This is a genomic window from Pseudoduganella rhizocola (assembly GCF_045984285.3).
Taxonomy (GTDB): Bacteria; Pseudomonadota; Gammaproteobacteria; order Burkholderiales; family Burkholderiaceae_D; genus Rugamonas.
Window position 1 is genome coordinate 1 of sequence record NZ_JBJQIK030000020.1, and the last position, 20137, is coordinate 20137.

Consider the following 20137-nt stretch of genomic DNA (forward strand, 5'->3'; position numbering starts at 1 on the left):
CAATCTCTGTTTAAAGTCATTTCTGACTTGGTCGCTCTCAAAAATACTGACTTACAATATTTCTGTGAGCGTTTAAATAATTTGAGCATCGAGGCCTAAACCTCGTGCACTTCTTCAAACGCCCACACTTATCGACTGTTAATTTTTAAAGATCCTGCTGTTCGATGAAGCGTTTTGTTCATCAGCAGAGAGGCGAGATTATGCGGTGTTTCGTGCAGCTCGTCAACCCCTTCTTTTTCCTTCCGAATCGATCACTCGATTGCGGCGGGGACAGAACTATAGCGCATCGCCCCGAGCCGCGCAAGGGCCCGCGTGTTGATGATATAGATGGCGAACACCAGCGCGCAGGCGATCCACGCCGACCACAGGGTATGGGTGAGGAAGTGCGCGCCGCGCAGCTGCTGCATCCAGCCCACCCAGCCGCCAAACAGCAGCATGGCCGCGCCCACTGCCATTGCAGCTCGCGGGCGGTGCGGCCACCAGAACGCCGCGAGCGCGATGAGCCACAGCGCACTGGATGCGTGGCCACCCGGCAGGCAATGGCCGGCGGCCACGCCATCCGGCATCCATTCGAGGAGACGTATATAAGGCTCGGTGCCGCCGTAGCGCTGCAGATCCCAGGGGCAATGCGAGGAACTGCTGTATTTGAGGAGGCTGATGACCGTGGGCACCAGCACCGCCGACATGGCCGTCACCCGCACACCGGTTCGGCGCGAGGGCTGCCAGGCTGCGTAGGGACGCCACGTGTCCCACAGCGCCAACAGGATAAAGCCTGCGCCGACGGCCGACAGGACTGACTTCAGGATGACGTGATTGAACTGCTCGGCGATCCACGCATGCTGCATGGGGAAGCTGGCGCTCGCCCTGTCGAATGCGGCATCTGCGAGCCGCAGGTCGATGTCGGTGCCCGCGCCGAGCCAGAGGATGAAAATCGCGGAGACCGCCAGTGCGAAGGCGGCAATCAATGCTGCAGGCTTACGTGCCACGGGTACATGCATGGAACAGGTCGAGTTTCGGGTTGTAGACTGCCGTGCTGACGTTCAGCATGCCGAGCACGGAATGGAACACGTTATCGTGCGAGAAAGGCTGCTTGCTGCGCGCGCCAAGGCAGTCGTTGTCGATACCGAAGCGCGAGCGGAAGCCTTGCGACAGCCAGAGCATCATCGGCACACTGCGCTGCTCGGCGGGCGAGATAATGTATGGCGCGCCGTGCAGGTACATATTTTTCTCGCCCAGCGACTCGCCATGATCGGAGAAATAGACCAGTGAGGTGTCGGCCTTGCCCTCCTCCGCTGCGGCACGCAGGATGTCGATGGCGGCGCTGATCACGTGATCTGTGTAGAGAATGGTGTTGTCGTAGGCCGCAACGATGGACTCGCGCGAGCACTGCTCCAGCTCATTGGTCTGGCACACCGGCCCGAACTTGCCGAATGCGGCCGGATACCGCTTTGCGTAGGCGGGACCATGGCTGCCCTTCTGGTGCAGCACAATGACCATGTCCTTTTCCGCATTGCGTATCATTTCCGGCAGGCCGCGCAAAAGGCGCTCATCGAAGCATTCTTCGGTATTGCAGAGCGGGTCGCCTGCCACCGGCTGCGACAGGTCTTCATAGCGCACACGGTCGCATACCCCTTTGCAGCCGCTGTTATTGTCGCGCCAGAGCACGTCGAAGCCCGCGTGGCGCAGCACGTCCAGCAAGCCTTCCTGGCTGCGCGCCTTTTCAGCAGTGTAGTCATCGCGCGGGAAGTCCGAGAACACGCAGGGAACCGACACCGCCGTCGCCGTGCCGCATGAGCTGACATTACTCAGGTTGACCAGATCCTTCTGGCGCGCAAGCTGAGGATTGGTGTCGCGGCTATAGCCGTTCAGCGAAAAATTCATGCTGCGCGCCGTTTCGCCGACGACTATCAGCGTCACCGTATGCTTGCCGCTTGCCGCACTCGCCGCCCATTTCGGGCCGCGCGAAGCGTCGGTTCCCAGCGGAGCGATCACCAGCGGCGTGGCCCACTTGCGTTTCAGGTAGCCATGCGTGGCCTGGAACATATTGGTAGGCGTGAGCAGGAAGCGCAGTTCACGGTGTTCGCGGATTGCGGGCGCCAGCGTTTTGAACAGCATCAGGAGCAGCCCCGCGACAGCGAGCAGGGAGAACACAACGATGCCAAGCTTCGCCAGCAGGTCTCGCCGCACCGGGCGGAATTCCAGCGGCAGCTTCCAGACGACGAATGCAGGCAGGATGCCCAGGATCGTTACCGTCTGTACCATCTTCCAGCTGAACAGCTCATTCGCTTCGCGCACATCGGTTTCGATCACGTTCTGCACCATGGACGAATCGATCACGATCCCGTACTGGTTCATGAAATAGGTGGAGAACGAAGCGCCAATGAAGAGCAGCACCAGCACCGGCTTGATCACGAAGCGGAAGTTCAGCAGCGTGAGAATGGCATTAAAGAGCAGCACCAGCAGCAGGAAGGCGCCGGCGTAGACCGGCGCATTGGCCAGGTTGGCGCCGCCGGTAGCTAATGCGAAAGTTTTCCAGAAGGTAAAGTTATAGGCCAATACGAGAAAGGCCGAGGCATACAGCGGCAGCAGCGGTGCGCCGAGGCGCGGAAGTGGCTTGAATTTCACAGGTACTCCGGAGTCGAACCCCGAAGATACCTATGGGCATGTCAATTTCCTGTCAAGCGGCCGTTAAGGCCGCGTTAACGCTCCGGGAAAATGACCTCGAAGCGCGATCCGCCGCCTTCCCGCTGCTGCAGCTGCAGCCGTGCGCCGAGGTGTGCGCACACGCGCTGCACGATGCCCAGCCCGAGCCCCGTGCCGGATGAGCCCCTTGCTTCCAGCGGAATCGGTTCGTTGTTGAGGCGCGCACGCGCCGCAGCCGGCAGGCCTGGCCCCGTGTCTTCAACCACGATGGCCCGCCCTTCCAGGCGGACCCGGACCGAACCCTGCTCGGTATACTGGCAGGCATTGCGTATCAGGTTGCCCACTGCGGCCTGCACCAGTTCGCGCACGCCGTGAATGGTGAAATCCGTGCCGCCTTCGAATTGCAGCGATACCGGGCGGTCCGCCACCAGCACCTGGTAACGCTGCACTTCGCCGTTTGCCAGTGCGCTTGCCGCCAGTTCGCTCCATTCCAGCTGATCCGGTGCACGCGCCAGGCGCAGCAGCATCGAGGTAACATCGCTCGCTTCGCGCGCGGCGCGGTAGATGCGCTCGGCCGGTGCATGCAGGCTGGCTTCGTTTTCGGTCTGCGCCATCAGCACTTCCGCCGCACCGCTGATCACGGTAAGCGGGGTGCGCAGCTCGTGGCTCACGTCGCCGGTGAAAAAGCGTTCGCGGTCGAGAAATTCGCGCTGTTCCTGCGAATGCTGGGCGAAAGCCCGCGCCAGCAGGCCCAGTTCATCCTTCCGATCCTGCAGCGGCAGGTCCTTGCGGCGCTCTTCGACAGCCCGGGCCAGCTCGGTGATCGGCTCCACCACGCGGTTGCCCATATAGCGGCCCAACGCAAAGGAACATCCCATAAAGCTGAGGAAGCCCAGGCCGAACAGGGAATAGACAACGATTTCGATCTTTTCGTATTCGCTGTCGTGATCGACCACCACGAATTCGCCACCGCCATCGCGGCCGGCCAGCACGTGCAGGTCCACGCCGTCGACCGTCATTTCATAAACGCCTGCCTGCAGGCCGCGCAGCGATTTTGGAATGCCCTCCCCATGATGGAAGCTGATCCCGGCCGGCATTTCAACCGGCAGATGGCCTGCATAGCGCGGTCCGGCCCATTGCGCGACTTCCTCGAGCCGTTCGTCCACCAGCCTGACCTCGATGCCTTCCACGGCTACGGCGGCAATCACGGCGAAGAACAGCGACACAATGAAAGCAAACAGCAGATAGGCAACGCTGATGCGGCGGCGCAAGGAATCAGCTGTCTTCATCGTGATCGATCAATTTGTAGCCGATGCCTGCTATGGTGCGCAGCATGGCGAAGGGATAGGGTTTATCGATGGCCTGGCGCAGGGCATGAATGTGGACGCGCAGCGAATCGCTGTCCGGCAGGTCTTCGCCCCACACGGCCTGCTCCACCGCCGCGCGGCTGACGACCTTGGGCGATTCCTTCATCAGCAGCTTGAGAATGGTATAGCCGGTGCGGGTCAGCGCCAGCGTGCGGCCGGCACGCCTGACTTCATAGGTGTCGGTATCGAAGGTGAGGTCGCCGACTGTCAGCAATGTGCTGCCCGAATGACCGCCGCTGGCGCGCCGTGCCAGCGCTTTCAGGCGCACTTCCAGCTCCACCAGGGAGAAGGGTTTGACGAGATAGTCGTCGGCGCCGCTGTCGAAGCCCGCAACCTTGTCCTGCAGGGTGTCGCGCGCCGTCAGCATCAGCACCGGGGTGGATTTGCGCAGTTCGCCGCGCAGCTTCTGGCACAGCTCCAGGCCATTCAGTCCGGGCAGCATCACATCCAGCACCACGACGTCGTACTCATTCTGGGCGGCGAGCGCCAGCCCGCCATAGCCGTTGGCGGCGGAATCGAGCACGTGCCCCTTCGGCTCCAGGAAGCCGTACAGGTTGGCGACGATGTCGGGATTGTCTTCAATAACCAGTATTCTCATGCTGGAATTATAATTCCGGTCTTTATACCCTGCCCTGTTCCCATGAATATCCCTCAGATTGCCGCGATTGCGGATGCCGCGCTGGCCGCCCGCCTGGATGATGCCATCAACAATAAAACCAAGCCGCTGGGCAGCCTCGGCGTGCTGGAACAGATGGCGAGACAGATCGGCCTGGTACAGCGTACCACGGCGCCTGCCGTCACCGATCCGGCAATCCTGGTGTTCGCAGGCGACCATGGCGTGGTCGCGGAAGGCATCTCCGCCTTCCCGCAGGACGTGACCTGGCAGATGGTGGAAAACTTTCTTGCGGGCGGAGCGGCCATCAATGTGTTCGCGCAGCAGAACGGCATTAGCCTGACCGTGGTGGACGCGGGCGTGAACCATGATTTCGGTCCGCGCGAGGGGCTGGTGGACATGAAGGTGGCGCATGGCACGCGCAATTTCGCGCAGCAGGCTGCCATGTCGGTGGCGCAGTGCGAGCTCGCGCTGGAACGCGGCATGCAACTGGCCGCGGCGCTGCCGGGCAATGTGGTCGGCTTCGGCGAAATGGGCATCGGCAATACCACTGCGGCGGCGGCGCTGATGCACAAGCTCACCGGAACACCGGCGGCAGCCTGCGTGGGTGCCGGCACCGGCTTGTCGGCAGAAGGCGTGCTGCACAAGCAGCACGTGATCGAGGCAGCGGCGCGCTTGCACGCGCAGGCGGCCCAGCCGCTCGATGTGCTGGCCGCTTTCGGCGGCTTCGAGATCGCCATGATGGCAGGCGCCATGCTGAAAGCCGCTGAACTGCGCAAGCTGCTGCTGATCGACGGTTTCATCGTCACCAGCGCGCTGCTCGTGGCCGCACGCCTGCAGCCGAATATCCTGGACTACTGCCTGTTCTCGCACTGCTCCAACGAACAGGGACATCGCCAGATGCTGGAAGCGCTGAACGGCCGTCCGCTGCTGAACCTTGGCCTGCGCCTGGGCGAAGGCACCGGCAGCGCCCTGGCGCTGCCACTGGTGCAGGCCGCAGTGAACTTCCTCAACCGCATGGCCACCTTCGCCTCGGCGCAGGTCAGCGAAAAAAGCAGCTGATGCATCAGCTGCGCCTGTTCTTCACCGCGCTGCAGTTCTTCACGCGGCTGCCGATTCCGCGCTGGGTCGGTTTCGATCCGGCGTGGCTGCACCAGTCCTCGCGCTATTTCCCGCTGGTGGGCGTAGTGGTGGCGGCCATTGCGGCCGGTGTGTACGCGGCCGCCGCGACGGCGCTGCCGGTACCGCTCGCCGTACTGCTGTCGACGGCGGCCAGCATCTACGCGACCGGCGCCTTCCATGAAGACGGCTTTGCCGACACCTGCGACGGCCTTGGTGGCGGCTCAAGCCGCGAGCGCGTGCTGGAAATCATGAAGGACTCCCGCATCGGGGCCTATGGCGCCATCGGCATCATCCTGATGCTGGCAGTGAAGTGCACGGCGCTGGCCCAGCTGCCGCCGCTGGCCGCCATAGGCGCCCTGTTCGCTGCGCATCCGGCTTCGCGCCTGATGGCCGCGGCGCTGATCTGGCGCATGCAGTATGCGCGCAGCGAGGGCAAGTCCAAACCGCTGGCGCAGCAAATGAGCACGGGCGAATTCCTGCTCGCATCGCTCGGCGCCCTGCTGCCGCTGCTGGCCGTCGGCGCTGCCGGCTGGCTCGCATGGCCGGTGCTCGCCGCCGGCGTGCTGGCGATGGCGCTCAGCGCCGCCTGGCTGGCCCGCAAGTTCGCGCGCAGACTTGGCGGCTACACGGGCGACTGCCTCGGCGCGGTGCAGCAGCTGACCGAAGCCGTGTTCTACCTGTGCGCCGCAGCCGGCGCCGGAAGCGCCGCTTGGAACTGGTCCTGATCCGCCATCCGCGCCCTGCCGCAGCCGATGGGCTGTGCTACGGCAGCCGCGACCTTCCCGCCGACAGCGCCGCGCTGGCGCAGTGCGCAGCTGCCGTCCGCCCCCGGCTGGACGCCCTGCCTGGCGCCGCAAACACGCGCTGGTTCAGCAGCCCGCTGCAGCGCTGCACCCAGCTGGCCGCCCTGCTCGCTCCTGAATTCACGTGCGATGCGCGCCTCGCCGAAATGGATTTCGGCGCCTGGGAAGGCAAGCCATGGACGGCCATCCCGCGTGCGGAAGTCGATTGCTGGGCGGCCGACCTGCTGCACTATCAGCCTGGCGGCGGGGAAAGCGTTGCAGCTGCGGCCCGCCGCGTACAGTCCTTCCTGGACAGCTTGCGCAACTCCGCTGATGCACGCGCTGTCATCATCTGCCATGCCGGCACCATTCGCCTGATCGCCGCGCTGGCGGGCGGCCAGCCGCTCGAACAGGCAGCGCTGCATGCCGCCGCCACACCCCATTCCATCGCCTACGGCGAAGTCCTCCTGTTGCCCTTGAGCGCCAAGCCCGTATAATGGCGGGGTTTTGGTGCCCGCGTTCGAACTCTTGAACGCAGTTAAACGGGAAACACGAACCGTCCTTCGGCCAACGTGTGCTGCCCCCGCAACGGTAAAGCAAGTGCCCGCTCCACAAGAGCGGCAGCCGCCCACACAACCACTGTGCAATGTGCATGGGAAGGTAAAGCGGCCATACCTGCCAGCCCGGATACCGGCCAAATCAGGTGGAAGCGCGGCTCGCCGCGCCTCTGTTCAATCCAGCCTACGGGGACGTGGGCCGGTTGCTCATTTTAAGAAGAATTGTCATGACCTTACCCGTAACACGGCAGGCGACCATTGCGTCCCTCGCCCTGGCTATCGCTACGCCATCCATCGCCCAGACCACCGCCATCGACGCCGTCATCGTTACCGCGACCCGCACCCCGCAAAAGGCGAGTGAAGTCATCAGCGATACCGTCACCATCACCTCCGATGAAATCGCCCGCGCCGGCGTGGGCTCCGTCACCGAACTGCTGCAGCGCCAGCGCGGCCTCGAAGTAACCCGTAACGGCGGTCCCGGCACCAACTCCACCGTCTTTATCCGCGGCGCAAACAGCAACCAGAATATCGTGCTGGTGGACGGTGTGCGCATCGGTTCCTCCACCAGCGGTGCGGCCAACTGGAGCGCAATTCCCCTCAGCGCCATCGACCGCATCGAAATCGTATACGGCCCGCTGAGCACGCTGTATGGCGCGGATGCCATTGGCGGCGTGATCCAGATCTTCACCAAAAAAGGCAAAGGCGAGCCAGCGCTAACCGCCTTCGTTGGCGCAGGCAGCGACAGCACGCGTGAAGCTGACGCTGCGATCTCCGGCAGCACCGGCAAAGTGAGCTACGCTCTCAGTGCAGGAAAGGAACGCTCGGATGGCTTCTCCGCTACCCGCCCCGGCAACTTCTCCTATAACGGCGACGAAGATGGCTATGACCGCAAGAGCGCGGCCGGCCAGTTCACCGTGCAGCTCGCGCCGGGCCACGAAGCGGGCGCCCTCTTCCTGTACAGCAGCACCGAAGCCGATACTGACGCAGGCGCCGGCAGCTATAACGCGCACAGTGTTCAGGACCAGAACAACGTGGCCGTCTTCAGCCGCCACCAGCTGCTTCCCGGCTGGTCCATGCAACTGCAGGCTTCGCAGTCGCGCGACAAGGGCGGCAACTTCAGCAACGCCACCCCGGCCGGTGCGAGCCAGATCAACACCAAGCAAACCACCTACAACTGGCAGAACGATATCCAGCTGGGCGGCGACACGCTGCAGCTGCTGGCAGAACACCGCAAGGAGGAAGTGGTATCCAACACCGCCGGCCTGACGCGCGACCGCAAGACCAGCTCCTACGCCGCCACCTACAATATGAAGCGCGGCGCGCACCTGCTGGCCTTCGGCGCCCGTAACGACGACAGCTCGCAGTACGGCAGCAAAGGCACCGGCTCCGCCGGCTACGGCTACCGCTTCAGCAGCGCACTGCGCTTCAATGCCAGCTTCGGCACCAGCTTCCGTGCGCCTACCTTCAATGAGCTGTACTACCCTGGTTTCGGCCAGCCTGGCAACAAGCCTGAAAAAGGCCGCAACGCCGAAGCGGGCCTGCAGTACAACGACGGCAAAACCCAGCTGGGCGCCGTGTACTACCGCAACAAGCTGAGCGACCTGCTGGTGAGCACCACCCCATGTCCACTGCCAGGCTTCCAGTTCGGCTGCGCCTACAACGTGAACAAGGCTACGCTGGAAGGCGTATCGCTGTCGGCACAGCACCAGCTGGGCGACTTCGCGCTGAGCGCTACCGCGGACTTCCAGGATCCGAAGGACGACACGACCGGCAAACAGCTGGCCCGCCGCGCCAAGCGCCACGGCAACCTGGCTGTCGAATACGGCACAGGCCCGCTGCGCGGCGGCCTCGAATGGCAGGTGTCTTCCGCACGCTTCGATAACGCGGGCAATACGGCGCGCCTGGGCGGCTACGGCCAGGTGAACCTGTTCGCCACCTGGCAGTTCGACCGCGACTGGTCTGCACTGGTACGCTGGAATAATGTGGCCGACAAGCAGTACGAACTGGCCCGTTATTACAACAACGCCGGTTCCAGCGTGTTTGCCGGCCTGCGTTATGGTATGAAGTAATCCATGCATCCTCTTACCGCCGCCCTGCGCTACCGAAACAGCCTGATTACCTCGGGCCTGCTGGCCGCGTGCGCCGCCTGCTTCGCCTTCGCGGGCATGACGGGCTCCGTCAGCATTCCGCTGGCGGACATGCCGGCGGCGGTAGGGGAGCTATGGAACGGTGGCGCCAGTTCGCTGGCCGCCACCCTGCTTGAACTGCGCGTCAGCCGCGCCCTCACGGCTTTTGTGACGGGCGCCGCGCTGTCGCTGGCCGGCGTGATGATGCAGGCCCTGCTGCGCAACCCGCTGGCCGATCCCTATGTGCTGGGCATCTCCTCCGGCTCCGCCGTCGGTGCGCTGGGCGCGCTGATGCTGATGACCGCAGCCTGGGTCGTGGACCTGAGCGCCTTCGTGGGCGCCGTCGCGATCTCGATGCTGCTCTATTTTCTCGCCCGCCGCGACCTGCGCGGCGGCACCGCTGCCGAAGGCGGCACAGCCTTGCTGCTGCTGACCGGCGTTATCCTCACATCACTCTGCTCTGCGCTGGTAACGCTGATGCTGTCCATCGCGCCCGAAAACCAGGTGCGCAATATGGTGTTCTGGCTGATCGGCGACCTGTCCGGGGCGCCGTTGCGCTGGACGCCGTGGATTGTGCTCGCGGCAGGCTTGCTCTATGCGCTCCGCAACGCCCGCGCCATGAACGTGCTGGCCCTGCACGCGGAAGCCGCTGCCACACTGGGCATTCACGTGGGCGCGCTGCGCAAGGGACTGTTTTTTGTTTCCGGCCTGCTGACAGCCAGCGCCGTCACTACTGCGGGCAGCGTGGGCTTCGTAGGCCTGATCATTCCGCATGCACTGCGCTTTGCGGTCGGTCCTGACCACCGCCTGCTGATTCCCGCCGCCACGCTGACGGGAGGCGCCTACCTGGTGCTGGCGGATACGCTGGCGCGAACGGCGATTGCGCCGCAGCAGCTACCGGTGGGCGTCATCACCGCGCTGATTGGCGCCCCGGTCTTCCTGTACCAATTGCACCGGCTGAGAAAATGATGATTGCGACTTCCCAGCTGCAACTGCGCATCGGCAGCCGCCTGCTCGTGGACAAACTTGAGTGGCAGGTAGGCGACGGCGAATGCTGGAGCGTGATCGGCCGCAATGGCGCCGGCAAGAGCACCCTGCTGCGCACACTGGCCGGATTACGGCCAATCGATGGCGGCCAGGTGACGGTACAGGGCCGCGCCCTGCACGACTGGCCGCTGGATGAACTGGCCCGCACGCGCGCATTCCTGGCGCAAGGCCGCAACGACGCGTTCTCCTACAGCGTCCTCGAAACGGTGCTGGCGGCGCGCCACCCTTATCACGGCAAGCGCTACTGGGAAGACAGCGACGACCACCGCTGCGCCCTGAACGCGCTGGCCGCAATGGAAGTTGACCACCTCGCCGCGCGCGACGTGCGCACGCTTTCGGGCGGCGAACGGCAACGCGTGGCGATTGCCGCCATGCTGGCTCAGGATACGCCCATCCTGCTGCTCGACGAGCCTGCAAACGCGCTCGACCTGGCGCACCAGGTCAGTGTCATGGGCCTGCTCGCGAAGCTGTGCCGCGAGCGGGGCAAAACCGTGGTGATGGTCGGGCATGACCTCACACTTGCCCACAGCGTCTCAACGCACGCACTGCTGCTGATGGGCGACGGCCGCTGGCTGGCTGGCCCCGTAGACGAGGTGATGCAGCCCGCCATCCTCAGCGAGTACCTGGATCATCCGATCGAACTGATACGGCACGGCGCGCGCAGTATCTTCATTCCCAAAGAGACATCCGCATGAACGAACTGACACCCGACGAAACCGCAGCGCTGAATGAACGCCACCGCGCACGCATGGAACGCAAGAAGGCCGTTATCGATGCGAAGATCGCCGCTGCGGACAAGGAAATCGGCATCATCATCGTCAACACCGGCAACGGCAAGGGCAAGAGCTCCAGCGGTTTCGGCATGGCGATACGCGCCATGGGCCACGGCATGAAGGTAGGCGTGGTGCAGTTCATCAAGGGCGCCATGTCCACCGGCGAAGAGAAGTTCCTGCGCCGCTTTCCCGAAGAAGTGAGCTTTCACGCAATGGGCGAAGGCTATACCTGGGAAACGCAGAACCGGGAACGCGATATCGAAAAAGCGCTGGCGGCCTGGGAGCAGGCGCGCAGCTTCCTGCGCGATCCCGCCGTTGGCATGGTGCTGCTGGATGAACTGAATATCGCCCTGAAGTACCGCTATCTCGACGTGGACGTGGTCATTGCCGACCTGCTGGACCGGCCTCCCATGCAGCACGTCGTCATTACCGGCCGCGGCGCACCGCCGGAGCTGGTAGCCGTGGCAGACACCGTGACGGAAATGAACGTCGTCAAACACGCCTTCAAGGCCGGCATTGGGGCCCAGGCCGGGACGGAATGGTAATGAGCAGCGCCGTCCAGTGCCGCGCCGTGCTGCTGGCAGCAGTGGCTTCGGGACAGGGCAAAACCACCGTCACGGCGGCGCTTGCGCGCAAGCTCGCACGCAGCGGCCGCCGCGTACGCGTGTTCAAATGCGGCCCGGACTTTATCGACCCGATGATGCTGGAGCGCGCCAGCGGCGCCCCGGTCGAATCGCTGGACCTGTGGATGGTGGGCGCTGAGCGCTGTGCCCAGCTGCTGGCCGACGCAGCCCGCGAAGCGGACGCGATCCTGATCGAAGGTGTGATGGGGCTATATGACGGCAATCCATCGGCGGCGGACCTCTCGCGCCATTTCGGCGTACCGGTGCTGGCCGTTATCGATGCCGGCGCCATGGCGCAAACGGCCGGCGCATTGGTGCATGGCCTGCGCGACTACGGGCCGGTTGATATGGCGGGCGTTATCGCCAACCGCGTCGGCAGCGCCGGTCACGCGAACATGGTGGCGTCTGCCCTGCGCGGCATTCCGCTGCTGGCGACGCTGCCGAAGCAAAAACGCGCCCTGCCCGAACGCCATCTCGGCCTGGTGCTGCCGGACGAAGTAGCAGGAATCGATGAGCTGCTCGACGAGCTGGCCGAACAGCTCAGCTTCGACGATGCGGCATGGCAGTCGCTGCAGCCGGCCGCATTCACCGCACCGCAGCCGCCTGCCCTTGCGGCTCCTCTGCTGGCAGGCCGCACCATCGCGGTGGCACGCGATGCCGCATTCATGTTCCTTTACCCTGCCAACCTGCACGTGCTGGAATCGCTGGGCGCCACGCTGCGCTACTTCTCTCCGCTGGCCGATGAAGCGCTGCCGCAGGATGCGGATGCCGTCTTCCTGCCCGGCGGCTATCCCGAACTGCATGGCGCCCGCCTCGCCGCCACGCCGAACTGGCAGTCCAGCATCCGCGCAGCGCACGCGCGCGGCGTTCCAATCTACGCGGAATGCGGCGGCATGATGGCGCTGGCGGAACGGCTCACGAGCAAGGATGGCACAACATGGCCGATGGCCGGGCTGTTGCCCGGCCACGTGGCCATGCAGGAACGGCTGGCCGGCCTCGGGCCACAGGCCATGCCCACGCCACAAGGCGAACTGCGAGGCCACACCTTCCACTATTCGAAGCTGGAGTCGGGCCTTGAGCCGGTAGCGCATACGATCAAGCCTTCCACTGGCGCGCAAGGGGAAGCCGTGTACCGTGCCGGTTCGCTGCAGGCCTCGTACTTCCATGCCTATTTTCCTTCGAACCCGGCTGCCGCCGCAGCCCTGTTCCTGCCGGAGGCCGCATGACCCGCACCCTGGTTCTCGGCGGCGCGCGCTCCGGCAAAAGCGCCTATGCGGAGCGCCTGGCCGCCGCCAGCGGCCGGGAGGTGGTCTATATCGCCACCGCGCAGGCAGGTGACGGCGAGATGGCGCGCCGCATCGCACTGCACCGCGAGCAGCGCCCGGCACAATGGCAAACCGTCGAGGAGCCGTTAGCGCTCGCAAAGACTTTGCGCGCGTGGCGTTCGGCGCAGCGCGTGGTGCTGGTGGATTGCCTGACGCTCTGGCTGAGCAACCTGCTGTTTGCAGGCGGCGCGAGCTATCCCGAGGTCGGCCACATCGCCTTGCCGGCCCGTTTCGGCGAAGAGCGGGCGGCATTGCTGGAAGAACTGGCTCGCCCTGATGGCGACGTAATCCTTGTATCGAATGAAGTCGGCCTCGGCATCGTCCCTTATGGCGCCGTATCGCGCGCGTTCACCGATGAAGCCGGACGGCTGAACCAGGCCGTTGCGGCCTTATGCGACCGCGCCCTCTTCATTGCAGCAGGATTGCCATTGAACTTGAAGGGCACGCCATGCTGAGCGGCCTTTCCTGGCATATCGTTGCGCTGCTCCTGCTGGCGGGCGTAGTGCTGGACCTGGTGCTGGGCGAACCGCGCCGCTGGCACCCGCTGGTCGGTTTCGGCAAGCTGGCGAACATCATCGAAGGCATGCTGAATGGTGGCCGCGCACGTATTGCGCGCGGAGTGCTGGCCTGGCTGCTGGCCGTGGCGCCGTTCACCGTTGCCAGCGTGCTGCTGTGCCAATCCGCCATCGGCCTGGCGGCGCATGCAGTGCTGCTCTATCTCTGTATCGGCCTGCGCAGCCTGCGCGAACACAACCTGCCCATCGCCGCCGCACTGCGCGATGGCGACCTGCCTGCCGCACGCGAACTCACCGGCCGCATTGTGAGCCGCGACACCGTGAACGCCAGTGAAAGCGACCTGGCCAAAGCCAGCACCGAATCGCTGCTGGAAAACGGCAATGACGCCGTATTCGGCACCCTGTTCTGGTTTGCTGTCGCAGGCGGGCCAGGCGCGCTGCTGTTCCGCCTGGCGAACACGCTGGATGCGATGTGGGGCTACCGCACCACTCGCTTCCTGCACTTCGGCCGTTTCGCCGCGCGCTTCGACGATGTCCTGAACTATATTCCGGCGCGCCTTACGGCCTTCTCCTATCTGCTGCTGGCGCCCGGACGCAAGGCAAAGCAGCGCGCCCTGTATTGCTGGCGTCACCAGGCCCCGCTCTGGAGCAGCCCGAATGCCGGGCCGGTCATGTCCACCGGCGCAGGCGCCCTGGGCCTCGCGCTGGGCGGCGCTGCGGTCTACGACGGGGAAACCGAACAGCGGCCGCCGCTGGGCATCGGCGCTGCGGTGCAGGCGGGCGATATCCGCCGCGCATGGCAGCTCGTTGCGCTCACAACGCTGCTCTGGCTGGGACTCGCCCTGGTCAGCGCCGTCATCACCTTCGGAGCATGGCATGCTTGAACATGGCGGCAACCTGCGCGACGCCGCGCGGCGCTACGGCCGCGAAGATTGGCTCGACCTTTCTACCGGCATCAATCCGCACGGGTATCCTGCGCCCGCCGTCGCGGCCAATGCCTGGCACCGGCTGCCCGAAACGGATCCGGCGCTGACGCTTGCAGCCTGCCGCTACTACGACGCGCCCCGCATGCTTGCGGTCGCAGGAACCCAGGCTGCGATCCAGGCGCTGCCGCGGCTGCGCCCTCCCTCGCGCGTCGTCATCGCGGCCCCTTCATATGCTGAGCATGCCCACCACTGGTCCCTGCACGGACACTCCGCGCGGCAGGTCCCGTACAGCGAACTTGACGCCGCCGTCGGCGATACTGACGTGCTGGTGATCTGCAATCCGAACAATCCCACCGGCGCCACCGTGCCACGCGCGCAGTTGCTCGACTGGGCAGCGCAGCTTGGAGCACGCGGTGGCTGGCTGGTAGTAGACGAAGCCTTTGCCGATACCGACGGAGCGCAATCCGTGGCGAACGCCAGCGCTGCCGACGGCCTCATCGTATTGCGCTCGGTAGGAAAATTTTTCGGCCTCGCCGGCCTGCGCCTCGGCTTCGTTGCCGCGCCTCCCGCGCTATTGACCCAGCTGGCTGACCTGCTGGGCCCATGGGCCGTCAGCGGACCTGCACAGCAGATCGCCACCGCTGCATTGCAGGACGCGCATTGGCAGGAAACCGCCCGCAGTGCACTGCATGCAAGCGGCGAGCGGATGCGGCAGCTGCTTTCCCCATATGGCATCCAGGCCCACGGCCCTGCCCTTTTCAAGTGGTGGCCGGAGCCGGATGCCGAAGCCTTCCACGAACACATGGCGCAGCGCGGCATCTGGGTGCGCCTGTTCCGTGAAGCCGGGCGCGGTATTCGCCTCGGCCTGCCGCCGGACGAACAAGGCTGGACGCGGCTCCAGCAAGCACTCACAGAATGGACACAACGATGAAGAAGCTCCTGTTCGCCGCCCTGCTGCTTTCCACGCAGGCGCATGCCTCGGTCACGGTTCGAGACGACGACGGCAATGCGGTCACACTGCCGAAACCCGCGCAGCGTGTCATCGCCATGGCGCCGCATGTGACGGAACTGATCTTCGCGGCAGGCGGCGGAGACAAGATCGTTGGCACCGTGAGCTACGCAGACTACCCGGAAGCGGCAAAGAAGATTCCCCGCCTCGGCAGCAACCGCGAAGTCGATATGGAACGCGTAGTAGCGCTGAAGCCGGACCTCATCGTGGTCTGGCGGCACGGCAGTTCGGAGCGGCAGATAGAACAGCTGCGCAAGCTGGGCTTCCCCCTGTTCCACAGCGAGCCGAAGAAGCTGGACCAGATCGCGGATAACGTCATCAGCATGGGCAAGCTGCTGGGCACCGAGGCGGCAGCGGAAGCGGCCGCGAAGGAGATGCGCAGGAAGCTGGCCGCCCTGCGTGCCCAGTACGGGGGCCGTCCGCCGGTACGCACCTTCTACCAGGTATGGGACAAGCCGCTGTACACGCTGAACGGCGCGCACATCGTCAGCGATGCCTTGCGCGCATGCGGCGGCGAGAACATTTTCGCCGCGCTGAAAGTGACGGCGCCTATAGTCGGCATCGAGGGCGTGCTGCAGGAAGATCCGGAAGCGATCTTCGGCACCGCCGAAAAGGACTACGGCGGCGTGGCCCTGTGGCGGCCGTATGGCCAGCTCCAGGCGGTCCGCCAGGGCAACCTGTTCACCCTGAATGGCGACCTGCTGAACCGCGCGGGTCCGCGCATGATCGAAGGCACTGCCGTACTGTGCGAGAAGCTTGAAGAAGCGCGCCAGCGACGCAAGAAATGATATGAGCTTCCCATTCAGAACCCTTATGGTGCAGGGCACCACCTCAGACGCCGGCAAAAGCACGGTGGTCGCAGCCCTGTGCCGCCTGCTGAAACGGCAAGGCGTGAGCGTGGCGCCGTTCAAGCCGCAGAACATGGCGCTGAACAGCGCTGTCACCGCCGACGGCGGCGAAATCGGCCGCGCCCAGGCGCTGCAGGCGATTGCGGCAGGCGTTGCGCCGCACACGGACATGAACCCCGTTCTGCTCAAGCCTTCCAGCGATATCGGCGCCCAGGTCATCATTCACGGCAAGGTGCGCGCCGAGATGAATGCGCGCGACTATCACCAGTACAAGACCGTGGCCATGTCGGCCGTGCTGGAATCGCACCAGCGCCTGCTGCAGCAGTACCAGGCGGTCGTCGTTGAAGGCGCCGGGAGCCCCGCCGAAATCAACCTGCGCGACCGCGACATCGCCAATATGGGCTTTGCCGAAGCGGTGGACTGCCCGGTAATACTGGTGGCCGACATCGACCGCGGCGGCGTATTCGCCCACATCGTCGGCACCCTGTCCTGCCTTTCCGAATCGGAGCGCAAGCGCATTGCCGGTTTTGTGATCAACCGCTTCCGCGGCGATATCGGGCTGCTGGAACCGGGACTGGAATGGCTGGAGCAGCAGACCGGCAAACCGGTGCTGGCGGTGCTGCCCTACCTGCATGGCCTGTTCCTGGACGCGGAAGACGCGGTTCAGGCAGTGCAGGCCGAACGCGGCGCCTTCCGCATTGCGGTGCCCAGCCTGCCCCGCATGAGCAATCACACGGACTTCGATGCATTGCGCGCGCATCCGGATGTCGACCTGCGTTTCGTGCGCGAAGGCGAACCAATACCGCCGTCGGACCTGATCATCCTCCCCGGCAGCAAGAACACGCGGCGCGACCTGGCCTGGCTGGAAGCACAGGGCTGGCCCCAGCAGATCGCAAAGCACCTGCGCTACGGCGGCAAGGTGATGGGCATCTGCGGCGGCTTCCAGATGCTGGGCCTCAGCGTGCGCGATCCGCATGGCGTGGAAGGCCCGGCCGGAGAATCGGCCGGACTGGGACTGCTGGAGATGAGCACAACCCTCACGCAGGAAAAGCGCCTGGAACAGGTGAGCGGCCAATGCGTATTCGCCGATGCCGGCGTGGCAGGCTACGAAATCCATATGGGCGTATCGAGCGGCCATGCGCTGGACCGTCCCGCTTTCCGCATCGGCGGCAGGCCGGAGGGCGCACTGTCGGAGGACGGCCAGTTGCTGGGCACCTACCTGCACGGCGCCTTCGACACGCCGCAGGCCTGCAAGGCGCTGCTGGACTGGGCCGGCCTGCACAGCAGCCGCACCGTTGATACCTCGGCGCTGCGCGAAGCAAGCCTGGAGCGCCTGGCCGACGCCACCCAGCCGCTGATGGACGCCCTGCTCAAGCTATAGGCAGGCAAGACGGCAGCCTGGATCGGCCTTTTGTGGAACAATAGGCCCATGTCCAGTTCCGACTTTACCAAGCGCTATCTTCCCTGGGTCGTTGCCACGGCCCTCTTCATGGAGCAGCTGGACTCCACCATTGTCAACACGGCCGTACCGACCATGGCAGTCAGCCTTGGCGTCACGCCGCTCAGCCTTAAATCGGTTGTTACCAGCTATATCCTCAGCCTTGCGGTTGCAATTCCCGTCAGCGGCTGGATGGCGGACCGCTTCGGCACCAAACGCGTGTTCATGTCGGCGATTGCGATTTTCACGATTGCCTCGATCCTGTGCGGGCTGTCGGTCAACACGCCCATGCTGGTCGCGGCGCGCCTGCTGCAGGGCTTCGGCGCGGCGATGATGATGCCGGTCGGGCGCATTACCATCATCCGCACCTTCCCGAAAGCGGAACTGCTGTCGGCAATGAACTTCGTGATCATTCCCGCGCTGATCGGGCCCCTGCTCGGGCCGACTGTGGGCGGCTTGATTGTCTACTGGCTGTCATGGCGCGAGATCTTCTTCATCAATGTGCCGGTGGGTCTTGCTGCGATCTGGCTCGCCTGGCGCTATATGCCGGACTACCGCGACGAACAGCCACGCCCCCTCGACGTGATGGGCCTGATCCTGTTTGGCGCCGGCATCGCGCTGCTCTCATGGCTGCTCGAAGTCTTCGGCGAGCACCGCATCGACATCACGTCGGCCATTGTGCTGTTCGCGATCTCCGGCTGCCTGCTGCTCGCCTACTTCCTGCATGCGCAGCGCGAGGAGCATCCGCTGCTGCGGCTGGAGCTGTTCCGCGTACGCACCTTCCGCATATCCGTGATGGGCGGCTTCCTTACGCGGCTTGGCGTTGGCGGCCTGCCTTTCCTGCTGCCGCTGCTGTACCAGTTGGGCCTTGGCCTGCCTGCGTGGAAATCGGGGCTGCTGATGATGCCGTCCGCCGCGGCCGCCATGGCGATGAAGTTCATTTCCGTTCGGGTGCTCGGGCGCTTCGGCTACCGGCAGGTGCTGGTGGTGAATACGGTGCTGATCGGCGTTACCATCAGCCTCTACTCCTTCGTGGAGGCAGGCACGCCGCTGTATGTGATCGTTGCGATCAGCCTCTGCCTCGGCTTCTTCAATTCGCTGCAGTTCTCCAGCATGAACAGCATCGCCTACGCCGACGTGGAACAGCGCGATTCCAGCATGGCCAGCACCATCGCCAGCTCGATGCAGCAGTTGTCGATGAGCTTCGGCCTCGCAGCGGGCTCGCTGATTACGGGATGGTACCTGGGCGATGTGCCGCAGTCGGATCGCGTGATGCTGACCAGCGCCCTGCACTACGCCTTCCTCACGCTGGCGGGGCTGACCATTGTGTCATCGGCCATGTTCTGGTCCCTGCGCAAGGAAGACGGCGCAAGCATCAGCGGCTCGGCAAAAGTGGCGACGGCTACGACCGAAGCGCAGACGCCGCCGGACGCGTAAGCCTTATTTTGCCGCCGCCGCGATGGCATTGCGCGCCGCCTGCTCCTGAGCAGGCAAATGCAGGCGCTGCGCCATGTTCAGTGCTTCATTGCGGTCGGCGGCCGCCCTGGCCGCATCGCCGCGTTTCTGTGCCACGGCAGCGGTCTGCAGCAGCGAATAGGGTACGAACACATCGAACCCGATCTTGCGCCGGATATCCAGGCTCTGTTGCGCGTAGCGCGCCGCGCCGGCCATATCGCCTTTGGCCTCAGCCACTTCACCGAGATGACGCACCACATACGAGAGCTCAAGCTGGCAGCCCGCAGCGGTGGCGGCTTCAAAGGCTTTGTTCAGGTCCGGCTCAGACGCGGGCACCTTGTCGGACACCTGGTACATCAAGCCGCTGAAGAACAGTGCATCGGCCTTGCGGCAAGGATCCTTGAGCTGCTGCGCCACTGATGCGAAGGCCGGCTGCAGCGACATGAAATCGCCCTTGTCCGCACCGGTGAGGCGGCGGAAATAAGTCGACACCAGTTCCGCGTGGCGGGCTTGCGCCTGCTGTTCCGCCGGCAGGCCCTTCGCTTCCGCGAGCAAGGCTTTGACCGTGGCAGGTTCATCCGCGGCAGCCACACCGGAGAGACGGGCATTCTGCTGGGTGCGCACGCGCAGCATCAGCAGGTCGAAGCGCTGCTGCGCGCCGGACTTGGCCTGCATGCTCTTGTCGATCAGGGCATAAGCCTGTTTGAAATTACCGGAATACATGGCCTGCTCGGCGGGATTGAGCAGGGGTGCAGCTGCGGCCAGGGCGGCCGCCAGGACAGTGTTCATATCGTCTCCATGGAAAATATGTGCGGAAATACTAGCATGGAGAAACATGTAAACGTAAAAAAGCCCGCTAGATCACTAGCGGGCTTTTTCGGTATAACAGCCTGACGATAACCTACTTTCACACTGGTTGCAGCACTATCATCGGCGCAAAGTCGTTTCACGGTCCTGTTCGGGATGGG

At 64.5% G+C, this 20137-nt stretch carries 19 protein-coding genes and 1 riboswitch; of the genes, 14 read left to right on the top strand and 5 right to left on the bottom strand.

The window, feature by feature from the left end; translation table 11 throughout:
- Nucleotides 1-251: 251 nt before the first annotated feature.
- From ACJRPG_RS24515 to ACJRPG_RS24530, 4 genes are all read right to left on the bottom strand, one after another.
- The gene (locus ACJRPG_RS24515) at nt 252-986 is read right to left on the bottom strand and encodes a phosphatase PAP2 family protein (protein ID WP_408002732.1); all 735 of its coding nucleotides are present in this window, start codon (nt 984-986) and stop codon (nt 252-254) included.
- Entirely contained in the window at nt 976-2625 is a 1650-nt protein-coding gene (locus ACJRPG_RS24520) for a phosphoethanolamine transferase (protein WP_408002733.1), read from the bottom strand. The genes ACJRPG_RS24515 and ACJRPG_RS24520 overlap by 11 nt, the downstream gene beginning before the upstream one ends.
- 74 nt (nt 2626-2699) lie before the next feature.
- A complete protein-coding gene (locus ACJRPG_RS24525) occupies nt 2700-3932 on the bottom strand; it encodes a sensor histidine kinase (protein WP_408002734.1) in 1233 nt (410 codons plus the stop codon).
- Nucleotides 3919-4608 carry a response regulator transcription factor gene (locus ACJRPG_RS24530; RefSeq protein ID WP_408002735.1) on the bottom strand — a complete coding sequence of 230 codons (690 nt, stop codon included), beginning with the start codon at nt 4606-4608 and terminating at the stop codon, nt 3919-3921. Before ACJRPG_RS24530 ends, ACJRPG_RS24525 begins: the two co-directional genes overlap by 14 nt.
- 42 nt (nt 4609-4650) lie before the next feature.
- On the opposite strand from ACJRPG_RS24530, the gene cobT reads away from it, so the two are divergent.
- From cobT to ACJRPG_RS24600, 14 genes are all read left to right on the top strand, one after another.
- Nucleotides 4651-5685, top strand: coding sequence for a nicotinate-nucleotide--dimethylbenzimidazole phosphoribosyltransferase (cobT, locus tag ACJRPG_RS24535; RefSeq protein ID WP_408002736.1), 1035 nt, complete (start codon nt 4651-4653; stop codon nt 5683-5685).
- Entirely contained in the window at nt 5685-6470 is a 786-nt protein-coding gene (locus ACJRPG_RS24540) for an adenosylcobinamide-GDP ribazoletransferase (RefSeq protein WP_408002737.1), read from the top strand. The genes cobT and ACJRPG_RS24540 overlap by 1 nt, the downstream gene beginning before the upstream one ends.
- On the top strand, nt 6455-7024 hold the full coding sequence (locus ACJRPG_RS24545) for a histidine phosphatase family protein (protein ID WP_408002738.1): 570 nt from the start codon (nt 6455-6457) through the stop codon (nt 7022-7024). The genes ACJRPG_RS24540 and ACJRPG_RS24545 overlap by 16 nt, the downstream gene beginning before the upstream one ends.
- Nucleotides 7019-7240, top strand: a riboswitch (cobalamin riboswitch). It overlaps the preceding gene by 6 nt.
- Before the next feature lie 71 nt (nt 7241-7311).
- The gene (locus tag ACJRPG_RS24550) at nt 7312-9153 is read left to right on the top strand and encodes a TonB-dependent receptor domain-containing protein (protein ID WP_408002739.1); all 1842 of its coding nucleotides are present in this window, start codon (nt 7312-7314) and stop codon (nt 9151-9153) included.
- A gap of 3 nt (nt 9154-9156) precedes the next feature.
- Entirely contained in the window at nt 9157-10179 is a 1023-nt protein-coding gene (locus ACJRPG_RS24555; protein ID WP_408002740.1) for a FecCD family ABC transporter permease, read from the top strand.
- Nucleotides 10179-10952, top strand: a complete 774-nt coding sequence (locus ACJRPG_RS24560) for an ABC transporter ATP-binding protein (protein ID WP_408002750.1) — start codon at nt 10179-10181, stop codon at nt 10950-10952. The genes ACJRPG_RS24555 and ACJRPG_RS24560 overlap by 1 nt, the downstream gene beginning before the upstream one ends.
- On the top strand, nt 10949-11575 hold the full coding sequence (cobO, locus tag ACJRPG_RS24565; RefSeq protein ID WP_408002741.1) for a cob(I)yrinic acid a,c-diamide adenosyltransferase: 627 nt from the start codon (nt 10949-10951) through the stop codon (nt 11573-11575). The genes ACJRPG_RS24560 and cobO overlap by 4 nt, the downstream gene beginning before the upstream one ends.
- Nucleotides 11569-12879, top strand: a complete 1311-nt coding sequence (locus ACJRPG_RS24570; RefSeq protein ID WP_408002742.1) for a cobyrinic acid a,c-diamide synthase CobB — start codon at nt 11569-11571, stop codon at nt 12877-12879. Before cobO ends, ACJRPG_RS24570 begins: the two co-directional genes overlap by 7 nt.
- Entirely contained in the window at nt 12876-13433 is a 558-nt protein-coding gene (gene cobU / locus ACJRPG_RS24575) for a bifunctional adenosylcobinamide kinase/adenosylcobinamide-phosphate guanylyltransferase (RefSeq protein ID WP_408002743.1), read from the top strand. Before ACJRPG_RS24570 ends, cobU begins: the two co-directional genes overlap by 4 nt.
- A complete protein-coding gene (cbiB, locus tag ACJRPG_RS24580; RefSeq protein ID WP_408002744.1) occupies nt 13427-14377 on the top strand; it encodes an adenosylcobinamide-phosphate synthase CbiB in 951 nt (316 codons plus the stop codon). The genes cobU and cbiB overlap by 7 nt, the downstream gene beginning before the upstream one ends.
- On the top strand, nt 14370-15350 hold the full coding sequence (gene cobD / locus ACJRPG_RS24585) for a threonine-phosphate decarboxylase CobD (RefSeq protein WP_408002745.1): 981 nt from the start codon (nt 14370-14372) through the stop codon (nt 15348-15350). The genes cbiB and cobD overlap by 8 nt, the downstream gene beginning before the upstream one ends.
- Complete coding sequence (locus tag ACJRPG_RS24590; protein ID WP_408002746.1) at nt 15347-16216, top strand: cobalamin-binding protein; 870 nt, start codon at nt 15347-15349, stop codon at nt 16214-16216. The genes cobD and ACJRPG_RS24590 overlap by 4 nt, the downstream gene beginning before the upstream one ends.
- Before the next feature lies 1 nt (nt 16217).
- Nucleotides 16218-17657: a cobyric acid synthase gene (locus tag ACJRPG_RS24595; RefSeq protein ID WP_408002747.1), complete on the top strand. Its 1440-nt coding sequence runs from the start codon at nt 16218-16220 to the stop codon at nt 17655-17657.
- A 48-nt stretch (nt 17658-17705) separates the two neighbouring features.
- On the top strand, nt 17706-19151 hold the full coding sequence (locus ACJRPG_RS24600) for a DHA2 family efflux MFS transporter permease subunit (RefSeq protein ID WP_408002748.1): 1446 nt from the start codon (nt 17706-17708) through the stop codon (nt 19149-19151).
- 3 nt (nt 19152-19154) lie between these two features.
- Here the strand turns inward: ACJRPG_RS24600 and ACJRPG_RS24605 are convergent, their stop codons facing one another.
- The gene (locus ACJRPG_RS24605) at nt 19155-19958 is read right to left on the bottom strand and encodes a hypothetical protein (protein ID WP_408002749.1); all 804 of its coding nucleotides are present in this window, start codon (nt 19956-19958) and stop codon (nt 19155-19157) included.
- Nucleotides 19959-20137 lie beyond the last annotated feature (179 nt).